The following is a 22,378-nucleotide window of genomic DNA, read 5'->3' as shown; positions in this document are numbered from 1 at the left end:
TCACCTGAGCAAGGGTCCTGCCTATATACTCAAGCCATGTACCGTAAATAGTCCCCTTCCTGAGCTCATACTCTAAAGTATCAAGAAGCCCATCCACCGTGGTGAGGTCCTTATGCTTATACGTGCTTCTTATGACAGCGCTTATATAGAACGGGTCTGAGTCCACAAGCTTATTGAGGTATATGGCCACATCCTCCCCCACAGGCACCCCTGTTATGAGGCTATAGTTCAAGACAGCCTCGAGGCCCTCCTCCTCTGTGAGGTTTCCGAGCTCCATCTCAATGAACCTGCCGGGTAGCTGCATATGGATTATGTTCTTGAGCCAGCTCACCCAGCTGCCGGTAACAAGCAAGGGGGCTATCTTGGACTCTGCAAGGGAGAGATATGAGCCCGCAAGGTCGCTTATTCTGATGGTACAAGCTTTATCCCTGTATATCTCGCTATTCAGGAACTGGAACTCGTCTACGATCTGGACTATATAGTCCCCAGTTACACTGGCGATCCTGTGGGGCGCAGACTGCGCGTGATCCCATATCACATCCACCATATGGGTGCGGGCGAGCTTCTCCTTAAATAATGGGATATCATCAGCGATAACATCCAACCCATGCTTGCGGGCCCGCTCAACAAGGTCATCAAGGCTCGAGGGCCTCCTACAAAAGCCGGGATCCCGGGTCTTAAACCCAATGTACTGAGATATGAAGGTCGTATAAAAGACCTCGGCAAAATCAACAACCCACTTGCTCCCCTCTTTTACTTCAAAGTAAAAGGGGATGACCTTACCGTTCTGGGTGTATACGATATTGTAGAGCCTCTCGACAAGGGCTGTCTTGCCCTTCTTCCTTCTGGAGAGCAGAGCCGTGGAGCGAGAGAGTTCCCTCGGTATAGAACCCACCCAATCTAGGAGAGAGGCGAGCTCTTCCCTCCTGCCAACGAAGAGCTCAGGCAGGCCTATTCTCTCTTTTATCGCATAGATCAGAGCGCCTTGATACATATATAATCGGCCACCTTCATCGTTTAGAGCCAGATATGATTCTGCCGGGTTCCTGGGAGCTTGAGACAGACTCATGGGACCCGGCAGAATTGGGGTTGAATACCATCTTTATTCTACTTTACAATTCCGGTTTTTACAAGACTTTGCCAAGGAGTTTTTGAAAACTTTATTTACGAAGCCGGCGAAGAGCCGGAAGCCGGCGGACAAAGAGGGGCAGATCGCCCGTTCGCGTATACGCTTATTCGCTGTATACGCTTATGCGCTTGTGCTGACCCATCTCCTCTGGACCATCGCGTCATGTACCTGCATCCTGCAAGTTCAATATTGTTTTGTTTATAGGATTTTACCAGTCAAGCATATCGTCGTGAATGCTTAAATGTTATTTGACTATGATTAACTATCTTTGTGTTATATTATTATTTTTTGCGAAAGGGAATTTCCCTGCAGGCAACAAGGATTTCTCTCGAGAATCCCCAAACCATGGGACAAGCCAATTGCCGGCGCATGCGGGCAACCCGACCAGAAAAATTTTCAAACCCAGAAGGAATATAAACATCGGCATAGAATATTAATAACTATCAACAATAGATAAGAAAAAGCCAAGGAGGCTAGTGATATGTCGCAAGATTCAATGCCTGGTCGAGGGAGAGGGAGCGATACTAACGAGGTCAAACGCTGGTGCGATGTGGATATAGATGATATCCCGCATATTGTTGTAACGCCCCCCGGTCCGAAGTCGCGTGATATCCACGAGCGAGCGGCCAGGCATATGAAGGGATTTTCCTCGCAGGTCAGGCTCTTCCCTGTGGCCTTCGAATCGGGCCATGGATATACCTTGACAGACGTAGATGGTAATAAGTACATTGATTTTAGCTCGGGCATTTATGTAACGAATTGCGGCCACGCCCACCCCAAGGTCACGGAGGCGATCCAAAAGTGGGCCGGCAAGCTGCTGAATTGTCACGACTTCTCCACCGAGGTCAAGACCTTGCTCCTGGAGAAGGTGGCGTCTATAAGCCCTGGCGGGAAGCTCACCGGTATGCAGCTCTATTGCACGGGCTCCGAGGCCGTAGAGGCCGGGCTCCGCGTGGCCAGGGCATATACCAGGAAGTTTGAGTTCATATCATTCTTCAGGGATTTCCACGGCAAGACCATGGGCGCCAACAGCCTCGCAGGCATGGATTTTACGGGCGGCCCGCGGGCGGTCGGCTACCACAGGGTCCCTTACGGCAACTGCTATAGATGTGCATTCAAGAAGGACTACCCGGACTGCGGCATATATTGCGTGGATTACATCCGCCAGGTCATCGCTGAGGAGACGACGGGCAACGTGGCGGCCATCGTGCTCGAGCCGGTCCAGGGCTGGGGAGGGTCCGTAGTCCCACCTGATGAATTCCTGCCGAAACTGCGGGCGCTTTGCGATGAACTCGGGATTCTCCTTTTCGTTGATGAGGTGCTGACGAGCTTCGGCAGGACCGGCAAGATGTTCTGCGTAGACCACTATGGCGTTATCCCGGACCTAATGACGGTGGGCAAGGGCTTCGGCAATGGCTTCCCGGTCACGGCGATTCTCATGAAGGAGGAGCTCGCCGAGAAGCTCGAGCTCATAAGCGCGTCGACAAGCTACGGCGGGAACCCCGTGGCCTGCGCCGCAGCCCTGGCATCCATCGAGGTCATAGAAGAGGAAGGGCTTGTCGAGCACTCGGCGAGGCTTGGCGAATTCATTTTGAATAAGCTCAAGGAGATGCAGAGCAACCACCCGATCATAGGTCAGGTCCGCGGCAAGGGTTGCTTGCTCGGCATGGAGCTGGTGAAGGACAGGGTCACCAAGGAGCCCTTCGTGAAAGCCGGGCAGCTCGTCTACCAGAAGGCTTTTGCCAAGGGGCTCGCCTGGATTCCTGCAGGCCATAACCTCAGGATGTCGCCCCCGCTCATCATGCCCGAGGAGGTTGCCTCGAAGGCCCTTGATATCATCGATGAGGCCCTCTATGAAACCGAGAAGGAGCTTGGCGTGATATAGAGGAATGTGGCATGTGGTGTGATATGGCGGCAGACGGCATGACTAGTGAGCCCAGCGAGTAGCCCAGCGAGCGGCGTGACCAGTGGGCCATAGGATAGGGGAAAGGGGATGGAGGCATGGGCAATGGTTCAAGGACCAGGACTGAGGTTGGTATCGGGCTCGTAGGATACGGGTTCATAGGACGGGTTCACACACTCGGGTATATGAACATGCCCATGTATTACCGGGGTCTTGAATGGAAGCCGAGGCTCGCGGCCGTATGCTCGAGATCGGAGGCCAACCGGCGCGAGGCCGTGGAGGAGGCGGGGTATGCGTGGTCGTGCCCAGATTTTCGCGAGCTTGTGACACGCGATGACGTCCGCGTCGTTGACTGCTGCACGCCTAACGATACACATCTCGATATAGCTCTGGCTGCCCTGGAGGCTGGCAAACACGTCTACTGCGAGAAGCCGCTTGCCAGAAATGTGGCCGAGGCGCGCGAGATGGCGGAGGCTGCGAGGGAGGCCGGGAGGCGGGCGGGCGCCAAGACGCAGGTGGCCTGCATCTACAGGTTCATCCCGGCGGTGATGCGGGCGAAGCAGCTCATAGATGAGGGTGCCCTGGGCAGGATATTCCACTTCAGGGCGGCCTACCTCCACTCGGGTTACGTCGACCCGATGCGGCCGGTCAGCTGGCGCCTGAGCAAGGCCCAAGGGGGCGCCGGCGCCATATACGACCTCGGCGCCCATATTCTGGATCTCATGTATTATCTGCTTGGCGACTATGTGGAGGTAATGGCGTCGCTCGAGACGTTTATAAAGGAGCGGCCGTCCCAGGCGGACCGGTCCGTGATGGTTCCGGTGGATGTTGATGATTTCGCCCTGATCCAGGCCAGGATGGAGAACGGGGCCATCGGCACTATAGAGGTGTCCCGGGTGGCGACGGGCGCAAACGATGAGCTCCGTTTCGAGATTCATGGGAGCGGCGGCGCCCTGGCTTTTAACCTCATGGATCCGAACTGGCTGTGGTTCTATGATAATACGCGCCCTGGCTCGCCCATCGGCGGCTTGAAGGGCTATACAAAGATAGAGACCATACAGAAGTTCCCCGAGCCCGGCGGCTTCCCGGGCCCGAAGTTCGCCGTGGGATGGATAAGGTTCCACTTCGCGAGCGAGTATGAATTCCTGGCCAGCATCCAGGAAGGGCGTCCGACAACGGGCGCGACCTTCGAGGACGGGCTGAGGATCCACGAGGTAATGGGCGCCGCCATGCGGTCCTCCGAGGAGCGGGGATGGGTGAAGGTATAACGGAGTCAGGAGATAGAGGGGCTGGTGAAGTCGGGTGCTACCTGCGGAAAGGCGGGCTGCCATCCTGCAGATGCTCAAGACAAATGGTAGCATACAGGTGGCTGAATTAAGCAAGTTGTTTAATGTATCCGAGGGCACGATCAGGCGCGACCTCGACCAGATGTCGAGGAAAGGGCTCTTGGAGAAGACGTACGGGGGCGCGATGTCGATTGACAGCACGGGCTATGACCCGCCCTTCGCCATGCAAAAGAAGGCCTTTGCCGAGGAGAAGGAAAGGATTGGCCGGGCAGCTGCCCAGGGGGTCAAGGACGGGGAGACGGTGTTCATCGAGGCTGGGACTACTACGCTCTGTGTTGCTCGTAACCTTCGTGGGAAAAAGAATCTCCTAGTAGTAACTAACGGAATCGACATTGCAGCGGAGCTTCAGAACGATCCGGACATATCGATCATGCTGACAGGGGGTGACCTCAGGAAGCATACGGCTGCCCTTGTCGGCCCCTATGCCGAGCAGGTCCTGGATGAGGTGCGTGTGGATAAGGCCTTTCTCGGCGTCAGCGCGATAACTTCGGCCCGGGGGATGAGCACGGGCAGCGTGGCCGAGGCCCAGATAAAGAAGGCTATCATAAGGGCGGCCCGGCATGTCACGGCAGTGATCGACCACAGCAAGTTTGGCAAGGAGGCTTTTGCGTTTGTCGCGCCGGTCACCGTCCTGCACAAGATCGTCACGGACGATAAGGTGCCGGAGGAGGAGTTGAAGGTGTTGCGCGAGAGGGGGATAGAGGTCGCCGTGGTCTAAGATGATTTTCCCAGCGCGTAGGTTTATCCTTAGGCCTATGCGGGATAAGAGAGGCTTTTGCAGTAGACAGTAGCTTGTAGATTAGTCATATACAAACCTAGGAGTTTATTCCGAAATGCACTCATAGATGCCCAGTTGCTGGCATCCCGCACGTTTGCCAGCCGAATGGGTGATCAGTAATAGTTGCATATTTGCATCGCTTACTTGTCGAGCATCTATAGGTAATCTTTAAAATATAAGACGATATGCCGCTAGTCCCCTGGTTTGCCTTGAAAATGCCCAATCATTTCCGGAGATATTTTTATTCTCTGTGGCATCACATGGCGGCATGGGGGTCTACTCTCTGAGAAGAACTTTAGCCTGAAGAACTCTATCTTAAATTAAGGAGAAAACTCTGTAATGTCCATTGGAGGTGAATCCATGGTTCGTTGGAAGGGGGGAGGTGATTCCTCCGGGAAGTGGCTTCGGGTATAGAGAAAAGAGGCTAAGGGAAAGTTCCGGTTGATTTCTGTGTAAGGTCCAAGAGCAACGCGGTAAAGAGCGAATTATTAGGAGTTTAAGGGAGGGATTGAACCATGAAACATAGGTTGGCTTTGCTATTGACCTTGTTATCGGTTATGGTGTTGGTGGCATGCCTGTTTGTCCCTTATGCATCGGCATCAGTCAAGGGCAAGACGGTCGCCTTGACGCTTCTCACAAGGCAGCATGAATTCCAGCTGGAGATGGAGGCTGCCATTAGAGAGGTAGCCGAAAAAGCCGGGATGAAGTTTATAAGCGTTGACTCTAACATGGATCCCGCTAAGCAGTTTGCCCAGGTAGAGGACTTTATCGAAAAGAAGGTGGACCTGATAATCATCGGGCCATCTGACCCAAGAGGCCTTATCCCGGCTGTAGAGGAGGCAAACCGGGCAGGTATACCTGTAATAACGGTCGATGGGACAATCGAGGGCGGTAATATCGTTACGCAGGTTGCGACCGATAACCTCGAGGGCGGGCGGCTCGCAGGCGAACTCGCGAGGAAGTACATACAGCAGAAGCTGGGTGGAAAGGCCAACGTGGTAATTCTCGATTTCCCGCAGTCTCCTGTCATCTGCGGTGCCAGGGTTGCGGGATTTGAATCCGAGATCAAGAAGCTACCGGGAGTCAAGATCGTTGCCAAGCAGGATGGCGGTGCCATGAGAGATAGAGCTATGGCCGTTATGGATAATATCCTGCAGGGGAACCCCAAGATCGATGTGGTATTTGGTATCAATGATGATACGATTCTCGGAGCTATGGCTGCAGCTGAAGGTGCCGGCAGGATCAAGGAAATGGTGTTTATAGGATATGACGGGACCAAGGAGGCATGTCTCTTCATAAAGAAGGGCTCTCAGCTGATAGGTGACGTTGCCCAGCAGCCTAAGCTCATAGGGACAAAGGCTATGGAGATAGGAATAAAAGTCCTGGAAGGCAAGGCAGCCGGAATTCCCAAATCATCGCCCGTCCCTCCAGTGCTCATAACGAAGGAGAACGTAGATAAGTTCGTTAAATGATAACAACGTAGATACGCTCATCTTGAGAACGGAATGGACACAACGGCTGATTGCCTCACCTAAGTGCAGGTCCCTTACTAAACGGGATGGTCCGGGGTCCTCCAGACCATCCCGTACCGGCAATATACTATATCTGTTGGGGGTGGATTCTAAATTGCCGACCCCAATTCTTGAAGTGAAGGGTGTTACAAAGGAATTTCCGGGGGTTGTGGCACTTGACTCAGTGAGCCTGAGCATCAATGCGGGTGAGATTCACGCGTTAGTTGGGGAAAACGGGGCTGGGAAGTCAACGCTTATCAAGGTTCTTTCGGGGGTTTACCAGCCTGACCGAGGGGAAATATACTTTGACGGGCGCCCCGTGCGCCTGGCTGGACCTTCCGATGCCCAGAGTTTGGGTATAGCAGTTATACACCAGGAGCTCATGAATGTCCCCCACCTTTCTGTTGCGGAGAATATCACATTGGGCCGGCCGCCGATGATCCGTCGAGGCGTGATGGGCATGATAGATTGGCCGGCCATGAACAAAACAGCACACGAGGCTCTTGAACGGCTTGGTGTGTCGATCAACCCCAGGGCTATCATGAAGACCCTCAGCGTAAGCCAGATGCAGGTGGTTGAGATAGCAAGGGCCGTATCCAGCAATGCCCGGTTGCTTATCATGGATGAGCCTACATCCGCATTATCCGAAGATGAAGTCGATAGGCTATTTAATGTAGTTAAGGCCCTGAAGGCTCAAGGGGTTACCGTGATATTCATAACCCACCGGCTGGATGAGGTATTTCGCATAGCGGACCGGATAACGATCCTGAGGGACGGTAAGATAATTGCGACTAAAGATAGGACGGAAATCAGCAGGGAAGAGCTGATAAAGGCCATGGTCGGGCGCCCTTTGGGATTTGAGTATCCGAAGCGTAGCGTGCAGCGGGGAAAGAGAATCATGTCTGTGGAGAACCTGTCACGCGGGAACGTACTTAGGGATATCAATTTTTCCCTTTTCGAGGGAGAGATACTGGGCATAGCAGGCCTTATGGGCGCAGGTAAGACGGAGCTGGTAAGGGCCATATTCGGCGCGGATAAAAGGAGCGGTGGCAGGGTTCTCTTCTATGATGAACCTCTTGACATCAAATCGCCGCAGGAGGCTCTCAGGATGGGCATCGGCTTGGTCCCTGAGGATAGGAAGCGGCACGGGCTTGTGCTGGGGATGAGTGTAAGGGAGAATATGTCGCTCTCGGCGATAGATAGAATCTGCAGATGGTCTTTTGTCCTGGATTCAAGGAATGAGACGATCGCCTGCCGGGACCTTGTGGAGAAGCTTGGCATAAAGACCCCGGGTCTTGAGAGAAAGGTGAAGTTCTTGAGCGGCGGTAACCAGCAGAAGGTTGTATTGGGGAAATGCCTTTTTGGGAAGCTCAAGCTGATCCTCTTTGATGAGCCGACACGCGGGATAGATGTTGGGGCGAAGGCTGAAATCTATCGGCTCATGAACAACCTCGTTGAAGAAGGGGTCGCCGTTATCATGGTGAGCTCGGAGTTGCCTGAGGTGATCGGGATGAGCGATAGGATTTTGGTAATGCACGAGGGCCGTATTGCTGGGGAACTTGACAACCAGGATCAATCTGTGACACAAGAGGAAATTATGAGGCTCGCGACGGGACAGTATGCAGGGGTGGGGACAGGGACAAGGACAGAGACCTCGGTGCTGGTCAGGTAGGAGGGTGGTGTACTATGGATCATAGCAGCAACGTGCGTACCGCAATTTCCATAAGCGACGTGAAAGTATCTCTACAACGCTTCGGCCTCCCGGGGGTTTTTATAGCGCTTTGCATCTTTCTGACGGCCACGTCTGACTCGTTCCTGACGGTCAGCAATTTTTTCAATGTAGCCCGCCAGGTATCTTTGATCGGTATAATTGGGGTCGGAATGTTTTTCGTATTAGTGGGGGGCGGGATAGATATCTCCGTTGGGTCCCTTGTGGCGTTAATCGGTGTAGTCATGGCCGGCCTGGTTGTTAAGAGCCATCTGAGCGTGCTACTCGCGGTAGGGCTTTCGTTGCTACTGGCAGCTACGTTGGGGTTCATCAATGCCTATTTCGTGACGAAGTGGAGGATTCCACCGTTCATAGTCACGCTTGGCATGATGTCGGCCGCCCGGGGGTTCGCGTTTGTATATACCAATGGCTATGCAGTCTTCGGGCTCCCGGAGGGGTTCAAGGAGCTTGGAAGGGGATATATCGGCTCTGTGCCAATCCCCGTGATCATCATGCTGGCTATCGTGCTCCTGGCGCACTTCGCGGCCACTAAAACAAAATTTGGGAGGTTTGTGTATGCTATTGGCGGCAACGAAGAGGCGGCAAGGCTTTCAGGCATCAATGTTGCGTTTTACCGCGGGGCGACTTACGTCTTATGCAGTATGCTTGCCGGCGTGAGCGGTATAATCCTAACTTCGCGCCTGGCGTCCGGCCAGCCTAATTCAGGTGTGGGTTACGAGTTCGAGGCGATAACGGCTGCCGTGCTAGGCGGGACGAGCCTGTTTGGCGGCGAGGGGACCATCTGGGGAGTGATCTTCGGCGCCCTTTTTATGGGTGTATTGGGCAATGGCCTGAATCTGCTCAATGTCTCATCTTACTGGCAACTCGTGATCAAAGGCGCGGTTCTCGTAGTCGCTGTATTGATAGATATGCTTAAGAAACGTTAGCGCTAATTGGGCGAGTATGCAATGGAGAACTATATATGGAGGAGTGATATCATGTTTTTTGCCGAACGCAGCTGGCCGGAGCTTAAAGAGGCGATTGAGAAAAACACCCTCATAATTCTCCCTGTGGGGACTATCGAGGAGCATGGCATGCACCTCCCTGTGGAGACGGATGCGGCCATTGCCGAAGCCGTGGCGCGCAGGATCGGGGAGGCACTTAAGGACGAGATCCCCCTCCTCATAATGCCCACCGTCTGGACGGGGTATTCGGCCAAGGAGATGACGAGGTGGCCAGGGACCATAAGGGTGAGGCCGCGCGTCCTTACAGATATGCTTTTCGACGTCTGCAGCTCGCTGATTGAGATGGGGTTCAAGAAGATCGTGATTTTGGATTGTCACGGCCATCACTCCGGGATCCTGAATGTGGTGGCGCGGGAGATCGCGGACACCTATGGCGTCTATATGGCCATAACCGCGCCCGCAGCCATGAGCGCGGAGGGTTACGGCAAGATAAGGCGGTCGGTGGTCGGCGGGAGCATTCATGGGGGTGAGTGGGAGACTTCGCTGATGCTGCATCTAGGTCGTAACGTCAACATGGACAGGGCTACTGATGAGGACATCATGAGATACCATTCTGAATTCCTGCCCGGGGATAACTTCGTTAGCGGGAAGAAGGTATTCTGGTCAACCTGGGGCGTGCAGCAGAGCAAGACCGGAATCTACGGCGACCCCACGGTCGCATCGAAGGAGACTGGTGAGCAGATCATGCGTTTCATAGTGGATAACTATGTAAAGTTCATCAGGGAATTCTACGCTCATTAGGCCTCATTAGGTGTTAAAACCCCCTATGTCACGGTGTCACGGTGCGGCGCCACAGAGAGTGAAAGCACCTTTAGAAGGGCTTGAGCTATAGAAGGAATTGAGTTATCTCGGGTTGGTCGTATTGTTTCCCATATATTGTTAATTATTGGTCCCCGCTATTGTCCAGGATCTAAAGGGGCACCTGGTGGGGCGCCGGGGTGCGCCGAATGTGCTATGCGCCGGGCCGTGCCGTGGATGTGCTATGCTGTAAATCATTGGTCTAGTGATGAAGCATTTTGAGGTGATATGAGTCATGCAAATTGGCTTTCTCTCAATAGGACACGAAGACTACGTCGGCGAACTCAGCGAGCACCTGGCTGAGCGTGCATCCCAGTTGCTCTCCGCCCTTGAGGTTGACGTGGTTTCGGCGGGCACCACCGAGGTTACGCCTTCCGGGGCGGCGGATGCCGCAAGGAGGCTGGCCGCGAGCGACATTGCCGGGGTGATCGTCTTTGTTTCCACATGGGTGGAGGGTCCGGTCGCGCTCGCCGCAATTAAGGAAATAGAGCACCTCCCTTTTGCCCTGTGGACCATTCCGATGCTGGATTGGGATGGGCGGCGTGAATCGACAGGGTCGCTATGCGGGGCGGCGGTGGTGAAGGGGGCTCTCGACCGGACTAATAAGAGGTTCAGTTTTATCCTCGGCCTGCCGGACCCGGGTCCCGGCAATGGAAAAGTGGCGGACGAACTTAGAGCCTTCTGTATCGCCGCCGGCGCGCGTTACAGGTTGCGGCATGCGCGAATAGGTCTTATCGGCTACGCCTCGATGGGGATGTACCCGGGCACATTTGATCATGTGCTTCTTCGCGACATCATCGGCCCGGAGGTATTTCACTTCGATACTTACCAGCTCATCGAGCGGGCGCGCAGATACTCGGACGATGAGTGCGCCGGTGATTTGGCGCAGCTCAAGAAGGTCGTGAAAGTGAATGCTGGCGCGACACCCAGGCAGCTGTCTGAGACCGTGAAGCTCTATAAGGGGCTTAAGTCTTTGGTGGACGAATACAGGCTGGATGTCGTAAATGTGAAATGCCAGTACGAGCTATCCAAGATTTATGGCTATACCCAATGCGTTCCACTGTCATGGCTCGCCGATGCGGGGACCGTCTCGACGTGTGAAGGGGATATCCCCCTCTCCGTTACGATGTTGATTCTGAATCTGCTTACAGGTCAACCCATATATTATGGCGATGTTGTTGATGTGGATTCAGATGGGCTGCTTCTTTCATCGTGTGGGTTTGCGCCGTTTTCGCTCTTGGGCGGCTCTGATTCGGGGGACCCCGGGGACCTTAAGGCTGAGATCCAGCCGTTTAAGCATAAGGGATTCAACGGATTGCTGACGTCGGCTACGCTGAAGCCTGGTAAACTCACCTTCGCCCGGCTGGTTGAGGGCAGGGGGGATTATAAGATAATTTTGGGCGTCGCCGATGGGGTCGCGACCCCTCTGCGCCAGGGGATGTTCCCGGCCGTGGGAGTCAAACTGGGAAGCGGTGACCGGATGGACGCCTTTATCCGGAATCTGGCAAGCCAGCATTACGCAGTCGTGTACGGAGACATCCTGCGCGAGCTGGAGCTGCTGGCAAAGATGCTAGGGATTGAGGCTATTGTTATCTAGTACTGAGCAATGATGTCAAGATTCTTGACAGTGTTCCTCAGTAAAAAGTCAAAGTGGCAACTTTCTCGGCAGGTTGAATCTGAAGATGCCACGATTCTGGGCAGGTACTCACTTATCTTGCCAAAAATCTTGGCAGTTTGCCCCGGTCAAAGGTGAAAATGCCAAGTTTTTTGCCAGGTCGCGCATGAAGGTGCCAAGATTCTTGGCGGTTTTACAACACTAAGGGGTCACCCTGCCAAGTTTCTTGGCAGATTAGGGTCGGGCCTGCCAAATTCCTTGGCAGGGGCCTGGAGCTCCTGCCAAGTTTCTTTGCAGGCTCGAGGTAACAGGTCCGGCACAGCGTGGGGTGGGTGGGGAGCCCCGGAGATGACTTCCGGAATACCGGAATATAGGAACATAATTCGTAAACTCGAGCAAACGGGCTGGTGGATGACCTTATGAACCGTAATTTGCTTCTTTCAATAGATTTAGGAACGACTGCGTGTAAGGCTGCGGTCTTTGAGCCGGGCGGGCGGGTGCTGGGCGAGGGCTATGTAGAATACCCGCTCGTCGCCAGGTCGGAGGTTGAAATAGAACAGGATGCCGGAGAATGGTGGGACGTAACCGTCCGGGCCGTGAACCTCGCTTTCGAGAGCGCACAAGTAGGGAGGGCCGGGTTATGTGCGGGGTCGCATGTGGAAACAGGGATATGGGCGGGCGCGGGTGTGAGTCCAGACGAGGTTGTCGCGCTGAGCGTGAGCTCCCAGGGGATATCTGTAGTCCCTGTTGACAGGCATGGTGAGCCCTTGCGAATGGCGATCAGCTGGCTTGATACCCGGGCAAGGGATCAGGGCGAGTGGTTGGAGCGAGAGCTGGGCGGCTCTGAGAAGATATTCCACGCCACGGGAAAACGCCCGAGCGCCGCGTACACCCTGCCAAAGCTCCTCTGGTTCAGGGATAATGAGCCAGATGTCTTCAGGGCGGCCGACAAGTTCCTAATGCCGCTTGATTTCATAGTGAAACGCCTGACCGGCCAAGCGGTGACGGATCATTCCATGGCATCGGGGACCCTCATGTACGATTTACATGAGGGTGGCTGGTCAGGGTCGGTTCTCGATAAGTGCGGTATTTCGCGCGCCGTGCTCCCGGAGATCAGGTGGGCAGGCTCGGCGATATCTAAGCTCATGCCTAAGGCTGCGCGCGAGCTCGGCCTATCCCCTGAAACTCTAGTTGTCCTGGGCGGCCAGGATCAAAAGTGCGCTGCGCTGGGCGCGGGTCTTGCGCCGGGGACGGCTACTATATCGCTTGGGACTGCCGGGGCTTTGACGGCCTATGCCCGCAGGCCGGTGCTGGACGCCGGGATGCGCATCCCGTGCTGCCCCCATGTTGAGGGAAAGCGCTGGGTGCTCGAGGGCGTGGTCAGTACAGCCGGGGCAAGCGTAAAATGGTTTGCCAGCGCAGTAATGGAAGCGTTTGCAGCTAGCGGAAACGTCTCGAGCATTGATGATCTGAGTAAAGGCTGTGGCGTAAGTAACATAGGCAATATAGGCAATATGGGTAACGTAAGCAGTACAGGCGATAGAGATAGTTTCGGTAAAGCTGGTAATATCGGTGACACAATCGCGGCGGCAGGGGAAGACTCATCTAGAACTTTATCAAGGCTCTACCAACACCTGGATGAGCTGGCGTCCAAGTCTCGAGCCGGGTCAGGCGGCCTGTTTTTCCTCCCACACCTGGCCGGCGCCTCCACGCCGCACTGGAATGCCGGCGCCAAGGGATTGTTCCATGGGATTAGCCTCGCCACCACTGCCGGTGACCTTTTCAGGTCTGTCCTGGAGGGCATTGCCTTTGAATTCAAGGAAAACCTGGAGATAATCGAGAGCCTGGTAGGCCCCGTCAATGAGGTCATAATATTCGGCGGCGGTGCCAGGAGTCCGGTCTGGGCGGGGATTTTTGCGAATGCGCTCAATAAGCCGGTCCTACGACTCAGCACCTCCGAGGCAGCCAGCCTTGGAGCGAGCATTCTTGCAGGCGTCGGGAGCGGGATATACAAGACCTATGCAGAAGGCCTGACGGCTGTCGAGGGCCTGCGCTCGCGCGAGAACCCGGACCCCGGGCTTGTCGCGGCGTATGAGGATGTCTTCCGGGATTATGTGGAGACGGAGAGCGCGTTTCTCGGCCTCAATGGTCATTCTTAGCCTAATTCCGAGGTGATCCTATGATTGATCTGAAGTATTCTTTGATCATAGAGGCGACCGAAGACCCAAGCTTCTTTGGATTCTATTCCCCGGATTTTGAAGTTGTTTGACTCACGAGCGCGCGGCGACGATACCCCCGAGTCACGTTATGGTTTGCAAGGTCGCATTGCTGCGGCTCGCGCGGGAGAATAACCTGGAGCTGCCAGCGATGCTCAGGTAGAAGCCTTGGGATAGACTTTAGAATGCCATGAGACAGCATGTCAGAAGCTCGGAGAGTTTGCCGGGCTTTTATTTTTTGGGGTCTTAATCTCAGTTTTACTGCCTGTCATATTACCTCTTACTCTTACTCTTATGCTGTCTACCATATCGTTCACGCACCGCCCACTGGATGAATATACTAAGGTAGCCGTCGAAGGCCGGAGGGAGCCATCGGGGGCTATTGAGCGCTTACGAGATGTCCAGAAGATGGAGAGGGGGCGCTGCCATGTCTCAAGGAACATACAGCGATTCAACATATAGCGATTCCGATGTGAATATGAACAGGGTCGCCGGCAGTAACGGCAGCAGCAGCTGCGGCGGTAGTGGGTCGCCGGAGCCGGAGGCCGGAGCAGCAAATAGAGCGGTGAAGCCGCTTTCATATTATGGTGAACTGGCGCGGGCATATGTCCCGGTTCAGATCTACGGGGAGAGATTCAGCCCGGCTGAGGCGCTGATGCGGGGCACCGTCTTCCCCGAACTCTACAGGCCATATGAGCCATCGCTTGCGCCATTTATCTAATGTCATTTATCTAGTGTCTAGTGGAATCCGACGACGCGGGGAGGGTTGACCATGGATCAAAGACGTCAGGATTTACTCCGCATAATGGAGCTCGAGTTTACAGCCATAGACCTCAACCTATTCCTTGATACACATCCCCAGGACCAGCGTGCTCTGGCTGATTATAATGCTACTGCCCAGGAGCTTATGCGGGCAAGGATGACATATGAGTCGCGTTACGGGCCGCTCCTGAATTATGGCCTGAGTCCGAGCGCAGATACGTGGCGCTGGATCGAAGAGCCGTGGCCATGGGAGATCACGTTCGACAGGGAGGATTGATCATCTATGTGGGTTTACGAGAAAATCCTGGAATATCCGATCAGGGTAGCCGGGCCGAACCCCAGATTGGCTAAAGACATCATCACCCAGTACGGAGGGCCCGATGGGGAGCTCGCAGCCTCGCTGCGGTATCTCACCCAGCGGTATTCCATGCCGATTCCGCAGGCCAAAGGGGTGTTGACCGATATAGGAACAGAGGAGCTTGCACATATGGAGGTCGTGGCGTCCTTGGTTTACAATCTCATCAAGGAAGCATCGCTTGATGAGATCATCAGGGCGGGCCTTGACGCATACTACGCCGACCATGACCGGGCATTATACTTCGTGAACGCGGCGGGCGCTCCCTGGACTGCAACCTACATCCAGTCCAAGGGTGACCCCATAGCGGATATACACGAGGATATGGCGGCCGAGCAGAAGGCGCGAGCTACTTATGAATATCTGATCCAGCTCTCGGACGATCCTGGTGTCACAGATGCGTTGAGGTTCTTGAGGGAGAGGGAGGTGGTTCACTTCCAGCGTTTCGGCGAGACCCTCAACCTCCTTCACGAGCACATGGAGCGCAGAAGGATATTCTAGTAGGGATAAGGATAAGGATTATGGGCGGACCATAGTTGCCCGGCAGCATGTAGCGGCAACCAAATAGCAGCAAACAAGTAGCAGCAAGCGGGTAGCAGCGAAGCAATAGCGACGGATGGAAAAGGGATGAGAATCGGAAAAGGGCAGAATTCACGGATGATGAGGAAGGGGTGGGCCGGGGCAGGCCAATGCAAACCAATGCAGGGCAATGCAGGGCGGGGGCGGGTATTAATGGCCCGCCCTATGCTTTGCTTCCAATCCTGGTGATTACGACTACGACTACGACCTATTACCTATTTTTTATTGCTCTCGGCCATGCTGATCACGGCCTGTTGAATCACGACCTGCCCTCTCGCGGCAGTAAGCTTACTAGCATAAAGATCATTGCCAGGGCGATGATAGTTGCCCCAAACTCATTGCTGGGGGCAAGGAAGCTCAGGACTATACTTGCGGCAATCAGGATGCCGAAGCCCGCACCGAGCTGCCAGAGTCTTTTCGCCATGCGCCTCCACGGCGTGCCAGCCATCACGTAAGAAAGCGCAAAGACTACACAGCTACCTATCAGCGCCATCGTCAGGGAGGTGACAATCTGGATGTTTCCATTTATCGATGAGTATTTATCCGGCGCCAGCGCGAGAACTGCAAGGATTGCGAGGCACGCCGCCGCGGCTAGGGCGCTCAAAAAGCGCAATTTGTGGTATTCTTTGTGGTATTCCATCTTGATCATCCTCAATTATGCGATTATGCCGAAATCATCCCGAAATCATGCAGATAACTACTATATAGTTTTCTCCGGCCAGTGTCGGAGGTCCTCCGTCCCCCTTGTTTATTTAAGGTATTTGTTACATAAATGTTGCTCAATTTTAACATAAACTATAGCCGGAGCCATTGACATTTCAATTAAGCTTTCAGGACATACTAAGCCAATTCCCTGTCATACCGTGGCCCGATCCCGCGGCGCCCGCAGAATCCAGGGTACTCATCATAGGCAGGAGCAAAGCGGCAGCGCCGTATATGGGACAGGCCTATCTCAGCCTCGCCACAGAGGACGCTGACTGCGATGCTATAGAAGCGGCACAGCTCGTAGCCACGAGGGGTGATATCTCGGATGTGGTGGACCTCGTGGATCTTGGCCGGGTGCTCCGTGAGATAAACAGGCAGAATGTAATCCTGGCCGCCGGCATAGGCATAGCGGGAATAGCCATGGCCCTGGCCGGCCGGCTCCTCGCGCCGGTTGCCATACTCGTGAGCGACCTCCTGAATCTGGGAGTCAGCTTTAACGCTGACCGCCTGAGCTCTATTGGGCTCGGCGGCAGTCCTCCGCTCGGAAGGGGAAGCCCAAGACGGCGCCCTGGGCCAGGCGGGGGGCCAGGCGATGGCAATGGCCGCGGCAACGGCCGCGGCAACGGCCGCGGGGCGGGAGTTCCCGTGGCCGTAAGACTCAATCCCTCCGAGGTCAGCGATATCGTTGATACAGTTGCCAGCGTCATTTCAACCCTCAGCGGGCACGAAGGGGCGGGTGGCTTAACCACATCCGAGGCCGAGGATCGCCTTGCCATCTACGGTCCGAATGACCTCTATCATGAGCCACAGCCGGGCTGGCTCCACCAGACCCGCTGGCGTCGGCGCTGACCCAGATGCCGCTGTCAGCTCCAGCACCTTTGCTGCACTCGTCGGGATGATGGATCCACCACGCTCGGATGTTGCGGGCGCGGTCAAACGCTGCAGGGAATCCGGAATTCATGTCGTCATGATTACAGGAGATCATCCGGATACGGCGCGGACCATTGCGGGCCAGGTTGGGATCCTGGGGCCTGAAGGTTGCATAATGACGGGCGAGGAGCTTGATAGCTTGAGCGACGATGAGCTGGACAGGATCGTGGAGCGCATCGAGATATTCGCCAGGGTCACGCCCTCCCATAAACTCCGGATTGTGAATTCCCTCAGGAGAGCGGGGCAGGTGGTAGTCAAGACGGGCGATGGCGTAAACGATTCCCCTGCTGTGAAGTGGGCTGATGTCGGGTTTGCAATGGGCACCGGGACGGATGTGACCAAGGAGGCCTCGTCAGTCGTTCTCGTAGATGATAGCTTCGTAACGATCCTGATGGCCGTTGAAGAGGGGCGGGTTATTCAAAGGAATATACACTCGGCCCTGGAATTCCTCGTTACTGGCAACATGGGGGAGGTCCTGTTTATGACCCTCGCTGTTGTCACTGGGCTCCCGTTATCGCTCATACCCATTCAGATACTGCTCGTAAATCTCTTGACCGACGCGCTCCCTGCAGTTGGGCTCGCTATAAGAAAACCGGATATTGAGGCAATAAAATCCAGGAAAGACGGGCAGACTATGAACGGGCAGACGCAGACTATGGAGGATGGGTTCTACCCCCGGGTTATAATTCGCGGCCTTCTGACAGGCCTCGGCTCGCTTTCCACCTACGCCGCTGCCCTGTTTACGGGCCGCAGTATCGTGACGGCGAGGACCATGGCATTCGCGAGTATTGTTGGGAGCCAGTACCTGCACTTCTTGCACTGGCCATCGCTGGGGCTCAACGCTGCTAGGTGGCTCAGGACAGAAGCCTTTCTCCGCAATACCCTGGGCGTTTCATGGCTGGCCATACTGGGAGGCATATATATTTCGCCTGTTGCGAGATTGTTCGGCCTCGCGCCCCTGGGGGTTGGTGACTGGGCCCTGGTGGCCGCGCCGGCGGTCGCGAGCGCCGTAGCCGCATCAGGGGATTTTCCTCTACCTGATGGTGCTGCGTAGCGGCATGGGCGTCTGCCAAGAAAGTTACCACTACGCATGCTTGGGCTTGGGTTTGGGCGCATGTTTGGGGAGCAAAGGCTATTAAAATTTATGAAACGAAGTACTAGGCGCCCCATAACTCGGTAAATAGACCCTGGCGGACGACTGGTTCGCAAGATTTCCGGAAATAATTGGGCTAATAATCGGGCCGTTCTCAGGTCAGAGGTGAGATATTACGATGGAATCAGTATAATTTTGAAGGATTTTTAAAATTAAGGTTGAAGTACAATAAGGCGTGGCAAATCACCTGCAGATCTGTATATTTACGTGGGCGTGCGTGGGCGGAGGTGCTATATGAAAATTGCGGTCTCTGGAAAGGGCGGGGCCGGCAAGACCACTCTGGCAGCAGGCCTTTCGTTAGCCTTCGCCGGCTCGGGCTGCCCTGTTTACGCTGTTGACGCGGATCCTGATGCAAACCTCGGGCTTGCTCTCGGCTTCTCCGAAGAGAGCCTGCTCAACCTGAGACCCCTTGTGGAGCTCGAGGGGGTTATCCGGGAGCGCGTGGGCGAGGGGGCCTTCTTCAGGGTCGGCCCCGAGGTCGACGACCTCCTGGATGCCTATTCCGCCCGCCAGGGGGATATCGGGGATATCCGGCTCCTCCGGATGGGTGCGGTGAAGAAGGCCGGGACGGCCTGTTATTGCAGGGAAAACGCTTTTCTTTCATCCCTCATGAACTCTCTCCTTCTTAAACGCCGTGAAGTTGCAATCCTGGATATGAGCGCAGGAATAGAACATCTCACGCGTGGCACCGCCAGGGGCGTCGATATCATGCTTATCGTTGTGGAGCCAACCGCGGCGAGCCTCAGGACGGGCAGGATCGTTGAAAGACTAGCCCTGGATCTGGGGATAGCCAGGACGGCGTTTGTCGCGAATAAAATAAAGGGGGCGGAGGATCTCAAGACGATACGCGATCATATCGACCCTGGAGGCGGCGGTGGAGATAATAGGCTGCTCGGGGTGCTCCCCTTTGATGATGACGTGAGGCGTGGCGAACCTGTGGCTTCGGTTGCGCGAGATAGCCGGTTATTTTCCGAGTTTCAGAGGATCCTGGAAAGGGTGAAGGCAGGCTCAGGGGCAAGGGTAGGAGCAGGAAGTGAAGATAGAGATGGAAAGGGAAAGAAGGGATGAAGATGGGGGTGGAGGTGGAGAGCATGGGCGTGGGCGAAGATGAAGGCGCCAAGGCCATTTTCAAGGCCATCTTCGTGAGGCTCGACAGGTGCCTGGGATGCCGACAGTGCGAGATATCTTGCGCCCTCGAGCATTCCAAAACGAAGGACCTCTATAAGGCCGTATGGGAACGGCCAGGGCCCAGGCAGCGCGTCAGGGTGGTCAGGGAGAGCATGGAGTATTACCCCCTCAGATGTTTCCATTGCGAAGACCCCCCATGCGTCAGTGCATGTATTAGCGGTGCTATGCAAGTCGAGGTTGGGACGGGAAGGGTAGTCAATGACCTTAAGAGGTGCGTTGGCTGCTGGATGTGCGTGATGGTGTGCCCATACGGGGTAATCCAGCGCCATGAGGATTCCAGGGTGGCGCTGAAATGCGATAGATGCCCCGACCAGGAGGAACCCGCTTGCGTGAGGGACTGCCCGACCGGGGCTTTGATCGCGAAGCCTGCGGTTCCGAAGCATGCCCTCGAGCCGTTAATGGGGTCCGGTATGGAGGCCGGTGAGGTTAGATGATAGGATGCAAGGGCTTTCCTGCTCCGTAACCCCATAATATTGATTCTCATTATACTTCTTGTATTCATCATTGGGAAAGGAGGATGAGGCTAAATGTCCATTTATAAGGAGAGATCCGCCGACCCGGCAAGTCAGGAGATGCTCTCGGTAGCGCAATCGCACGGCCTCGAAACCGCCTGGGACAGGGCCGCCAGCCAGGAACCCCTCTGCGGGTTCGGGAACCTGGGCATTTGCTGCCGGATTTGCCTCCAGGGCCCTTGCAGGATCGACCCGTTCGGGGAAGGGGCGAAGGCGGGCATATGCGGGGCGAGGGATTATTCCATCGTCTCGAGGAATCTCATCCGGATGATAGCTGGCGGGACCGCCGCCCACTCGGATCATGGGAGGCATGTGGCCCTGACGCTCCTGGCGTACCTGGACGGCCACGCTCCGGGTTACAGGATAGCGGACCCTGAGAAGGCCAGGAGGATAGCGGAGAGGCTCGGCATCGAGACGGGGGGTAAGCGCGTAGAGGAAATTGTCAGAGAAGTGACAATCGCCGCACTTGAGGACTTTTCAAGGCTTGAGGAGCAGCCCTGTACATGGGTCAGGTCCACAGTGACGGGGGGCAGGGTCCGGAAGTTTGAGGAGTGCGCTATCATGCCTTCGAACATAAACGGCGCGATCGCCGAGGTGATGCACCGGACCCTCATGGGGGTTGATGCCGACCCCATAAACCTCATCTTCGGGGGGCTCAAGTGCGCCCTCGCCGATTATGCGGGATGCCACCTGAGCACCGACTTGACGGATATTATCTTCGGGACGCCGCGCCCCGTGAGGAGCGAGGCCAACCTTGGGGTGATAGACCCGGAGAAGGTGAATCTCGCCGTGCACGGCCACACGCCGATCCTCAGCGAGATAGTGGTGGACGTGGCCCGTGAGATGGAGGATGAAGCGAGGGCCGTGGGGGCGAAGGGGATAAATATCGTCGGAATCTGCTGTACCGCGAACGAGCTTCTCATGCGCAAAGGGGTGCCCCTTGCCACCAACTTCATATCGCAGGAGCTCGCCATAATGACGGGGGCCCTCGACGCCATGGTGGTGGATTTCCAGTGCATAATGCCGGCCATCAAGACCCTGTCGGAGTGTTTCCACACGCGCATTATCACGACGATGCCGTTCTCCAAGATCCCGGGCGCCTGCCACATCGAGTTCCGCGAGGCGAGCGCCAGGGAGGATGCCAGGGCGATCGTAAGGGTCGCAATCGATGCCTACAAGAGCCGGAATCCCGATAAGGTCCATGTGCCGCATATCAAAAGCGATGTCACCGCGGGGTTCAGCCTCGAGGCCATGCTCGAGATATTCTCCCTTGTGAACAGGGAGAGGCCTATACGGGTCCTCGTCGATGCTATAGAGTCCGGGGAGCTCCGGGGGATGGCCCTCTTTGCGGGCTGCACGAACACCAAGGCGAAACAGGATGAGGGTCACCTCACCATAGCCCGGGAGCTTGCAAAGCATGACGTCTTCATCGTGGCGACGGGGTGCGCGGCGGGGGCTTTCGCGAAGGCTGGCTACCTTTCGCCTGAGGCGGTAGATAAATATGCAGGCGAGGGCTTGAAACGGTTTCTCGGCAGGTTGAATGAGGCTATAGACATGGGTGGAAGCGGGGACGAGGGTGGAAACGGAAACAAAAGCGGAAGCGAGAGCGAGAATGAGAGCGGGAGCCGCAACGTGAGGCTGCCCCTCATATTCCATATGGGCTCATGCGTAGACAATTCCCGCGCCGTTGACTTGGCCGTGATGGTGGCCAACGAGATGGGGGTCGATATCAGCGACATCCCCTATGTGGCCTCGGCGCCCGAGGCAATGAACGAAAAGGCCGTCTCCATAGGGGCATGGGCCGTGGCCCTTGGTCTCCCGACCCATGTTGGCGTGATTCCTCCCGTTTATGGCAGCAGCCTCGTGACCGAGGTCGTCACCAAGATAGCCGAGGATGTATATGGCGGTTACTTCATTTTCGACACCGACCCCGTCTCGAGCGCCAGGAAGCTCATCCGGAAGCTCGACGAGCGAAGGTGGCGGCTTAAGTTCACCCGTGGTGCGGCAGCCGGGGCGTTGTATGGCGCGGCCGGTTCATCCACCGATGCCGCAGGTTAAGCCCGGGGCTGGTAAGGGCGGAGCTGGAGCTATGCATGCCGGGGCGGAAGCGGTGGGAGTGGCGATGAAAAGGGCGGGGAGGTAGGGAAGAGGTCGGGAAAGAGGGC

The 22,378-nt window shown here is 55.6% G+C and carries 19 protein-coding genes; 17 read left to right on the top strand and 2 right to left on the bottom strand.

Translation table 11 applies throughout. The features are described from left to right. Positions 1-994 (bottom strand): hypothetical protein (locus HPY71_12415; GenBank protein ID NPV54300.1); only part of this gene is annotated, 994 nt, incomplete at its 3' end. Between the two features lie 616 nt (positions 995-1,610). Here HPY71_12415 and HPY71_12410 point away from each other — a divergent pair. The 12 genes from HPY71_12410 (at position 1,611) to HPY71_12355 (ending at position 15,647) form a co-directional block, all read left to right on the top strand. Beyond that, positions 1,611-3,014: an aspartate aminotransferase family protein gene (locus HPY71_12410; protein ID NPV54299.1), complete on the top strand. Its 1,404-nt coding sequence runs from the start codon at positions 1,611-1,613 to the stop codon at positions 3,012-3,014. A gap of 116 nt (positions 3,015-3,130) precedes the next feature. Beyond that, complete coding sequence (locus tag HPY71_12405; protein ID NPV54298.1) at positions 3,131-4,300, top strand: Gfo/Idh/MocA family oxidoreductase; 1,170 nt, start codon at positions 3,131-3,133, stop codon at positions 4,298-4,300. 34 nt (positions 4,301-4,334) lie between these two features. Next, positions 4,335-5,096: a DeoR/GlpR transcriptional regulator gene (locus HPY71_12400; protein NPV54297.1), complete on the top strand. Its 762-nt coding sequence runs from the start codon at positions 4,335-4,337 to the stop codon at positions 5,094-5,096. Positions 5,097-5,671: 575 nt separating this feature from the next. Further along, entirely contained in the window at positions 5,672-6,628 is a 957-nt protein-coding gene (locus HPY71_12395) for a substrate-binding domain-containing protein (GenBank protein ID NPV54296.1), read from the top strand. A 154-nt stretch (positions 6,629-6,782) separates the two neighbouring features. Continuing rightward, positions 6,783-8,339, top strand: a complete 1,557-nt coding sequence (locus HPY71_12390) for a sugar ABC transporter ATP-binding protein (protein NPV54295.1) — start codon at positions 6,783-6,785, stop codon at positions 8,337-8,339. A 14-nt stretch (positions 8,340-8,353) separates the two neighbouring features. Next, positions 8,354-9,322, top strand: a complete 969-nt coding sequence (locus HPY71_12385) for an ABC transporter permease (GenBank protein ID NPV54294.1) — start codon at positions 8,354-8,356, stop codon at positions 9,320-9,322. Positions 9,323-9,373: 51 nt separating this feature from the next. Next, positions 9,374-10,141, top strand: a complete 768-nt coding sequence (locus HPY71_12380) for a creatininase family protein (GenBank protein ID NPV54293.1) — start codon at positions 9,374-9,376, stop codon at positions 10,139-10,141. A gap of 292 nt (positions 10,142-10,433) precedes the next feature. Beyond that, positions 10,434-11,795, top strand: coding sequence for a hypothetical protein (locus HPY71_12375; protein NPV54292.1), 1,362 nt, complete (start codon positions 10,434-10,436; stop codon positions 11,793-11,795). A 437-nt stretch (positions 11,796-12,232) separates the two neighbouring features. Continuing rightward, positions 12,233-13,972 carry a hypothetical protein gene (locus HPY71_12370; protein ID NPV54291.1) on the top strand — a complete coding sequence of 580 codons (1,740 nt, stop codon included), beginning with the start codon at positions 12,233-12,235 and terminating at the stop codon, positions 13,970-13,972. A 484-nt stretch (positions 13,973-14,456) separates the two neighbouring features. Further along, entirely contained in the window at positions 14,457-14,750 is a 294-nt protein-coding gene (locus HPY71_12365; protein ID NPV54290.1) for a spore coat associated protein CotJA, read from the top strand. 51 nt (positions 14,751-14,801) lie between these two features. Continuing rightward, the gene (locus HPY71_12360) at positions 14,802-15,068 is read left to right on the top strand and encodes a spore coat protein CotJB (protein ID NPV54289.1); all 267 of its coding nucleotides are present in this window, start codon (positions 14,802-14,804) and stop codon (positions 15,066-15,068) included. Positions 15,069-15,074: 6 nt separating this feature from the next. After that, complete coding sequence (locus tag HPY71_12355) at positions 15,075-15,647, top strand: manganese catalase family protein (protein ID NPV54288.1); 573 nt, start codon at positions 15,075-15,077, stop codon at positions 15,645-15,647. 337 nt (positions 15,648-15,984) lie between these two features. On the opposite strand, the gene HPY71_12350 is transcribed toward HPY71_12355, so the two are convergent. Further along, positions 15,985-16,380: a hypothetical protein gene (locus HPY71_12350; protein NPV54287.1), complete on the bottom strand. Its 396-nt coding sequence runs from the start codon at positions 16,378-16,380 to the stop codon at positions 15,985-15,987. A gap of 281 nt (positions 16,381-16,661) precedes the next feature. Here HPY71_12350 and HPY71_12345 point away from each other — a divergent pair, with 281 nt between their 5' ends. The 5 genes from HPY71_12345 (at position 16,662) to cooS (ending at position 22,271) form a co-directional block, all read left to right on the top strand. Beyond that, entirely contained in the window at positions 16,662-17,279 is a 618-nt protein-coding gene (locus HPY71_12345; protein NPV54286.1) for a hypothetical protein, read from the top strand. After that, positions 17,218-18,414: a cation-translocating P-type ATPase gene (locus HPY71_12340; GenBank protein NPV54285.1), complete on the top strand. Its 1,197-nt coding sequence runs from the start codon at positions 17,218-17,220 to the stop codon at positions 18,412-18,414. Before HPY71_12345 ends, HPY71_12340 begins: the two co-directional genes overlap by 62 nt. 333 nt (positions 18,415-18,747) lie before the next feature. After that, positions 18,748-19,581, top strand: a complete 834-nt coding sequence (locus HPY71_12335; GenBank protein ID NPV54284.1) for an AAA family ATPase — start codon at positions 18,748-18,750, stop codon at positions 19,579-19,581. 23 nt (positions 19,582-19,604) lie between these two features. After that, on the top strand, positions 19,605-20,135 hold the full coding sequence (locus HPY71_12330; protein NPV54283.1) for a 4Fe-4S dicluster domain-containing protein: 531 nt from the start codon (positions 19,605-19,607) through the stop codon (positions 20,133-20,135). A 93-nt stretch (positions 20,136-20,228) separates the two neighbouring features. After that, the gene (gene cooS / locus HPY71_12325) at positions 20,229-22,271 is read left to right on the top strand and encodes an anaerobic carbon-monoxide dehydrogenase catalytic subunit (GenBank protein ID NPV54282.1); all 2,043 of its coding nucleotides are present in this window, start codon (positions 20,229-20,231) and stop codon (positions 22,269-22,271) included. Positions 22,272-22,378 lie beyond the last annotated feature (107 nt).

It is taken from the genome of Bacillota bacterium, from assembly GCA_013178125.1.
Lineage (GTDB): Bacteria > Bacillota > SHA-98 > Ch115 > JABLXJ01 > JABLXL01.
The sequence above is the reverse complement of the archived record's forward strand: the minus strand, read 5'-3'. Positions and strand labels throughout refer to the sequence as shown.

Excerpts from the sequence above, each read along its gene's own strand:
- HPY71_12405 (NPV54298.1), top strand. The coding sequence starts at position 3,131 with ATGGGCAATGGTTCAAGGACCAGGACTGAGGTTGGTATCGGGCTCGTA.
- cooS (NPV54282.1), top strand. The coding sequence starts at position 20,229 with ATGTCCATTTATAAGGAGAGATCCGCCGACCCGGCAAGTCAGGAGATG.
- HPY71_12330 (NPV54283.1), top strand. The coding sequence starts at position 19,605 with ATGGGCGTGGGCGAAGATGAAGGCGCCAAGGCCATTTTCAAGGCCATC.
- HPY71_12360 (NPV54289.1), top strand. The coding sequence starts at position 14,802 with ATGGATCAAAGACGTCAGGATTTACTCCGCATAATGGAGCTCGAGTTT.
- HPY71_12335 (NPV54284.1), top strand. The coding sequence starts at position 18,748 with ATGAAAATTGCGGTCTCTGGAAAGGGCGGGGCCGGCAAGACCACTCTG.
- HPY71_12395 (NPV54296.1), top strand. The coding sequence starts at position 5,672 with ATGAAACATAGGTTGGCTTTGCTATTGACCTTGTTATCGGTTATGGTG.
- HPY71_12370 (NPV54291.1), top strand. The coding sequence starts at position 12,233 with ATGAACCGTAATTTGCTTCTTTCAATAGATTTAGGAACGACTGCGTGT.
- HPY71_12345 (NPV54286.1), top strand. The coding sequence starts at position 16,662 with ATGGGACAGGCCTATCTCAGCCTCGCCACAGAGGACGCTGACTGCGAT.
- HPY71_12385 (NPV54294.1), top strand. The coding sequence starts at position 8,354 with ATGGATCATAGCAGCAACGTGCGTACCGCAATTTCCATAAGCGACGTG.
- HPY71_12365 (NPV54290.1), top strand. The coding sequence starts at position 14,457 with ATGTCTCAAGGAACATACAGCGATTCAACATATAGCGATTCCGATGTG.
- HPY71_12375 (NPV54292.1), top strand. The coding sequence starts at position 10,434 with ATGCAAATTGGCTTTCTCTCAATAGGACACGAAGACTACGTCGGCGAA.
- HPY71_12380 (NPV54293.1), top strand. The coding sequence starts at position 9,374 with ATGTTTTTTGCCGAACGCAGCTGGCCGGAGCTTAAAGAGGCGATTGAG.
- HPY71_12340 (NPV54285.1), top strand. The coding sequence starts at position 17,218 with ATGACCTCTATCATGAGCCACAGCCGGGCTGGCTCCACCAGACCCGCT.
- HPY71_12355 (NPV54288.1), top strand. The coding sequence starts at position 15,075 with ATGTGGGTTTACGAGAAAATCCTGGAATATCCGATCAGGGTAGCCGGG.
- HPY71_12410 (NPV54299.1), top strand. The coding sequence starts at position 1,611 with ATGTCGCAAGATTCAATGCCTGGTCGAGGGAGAGGGAGCGATACTAAC.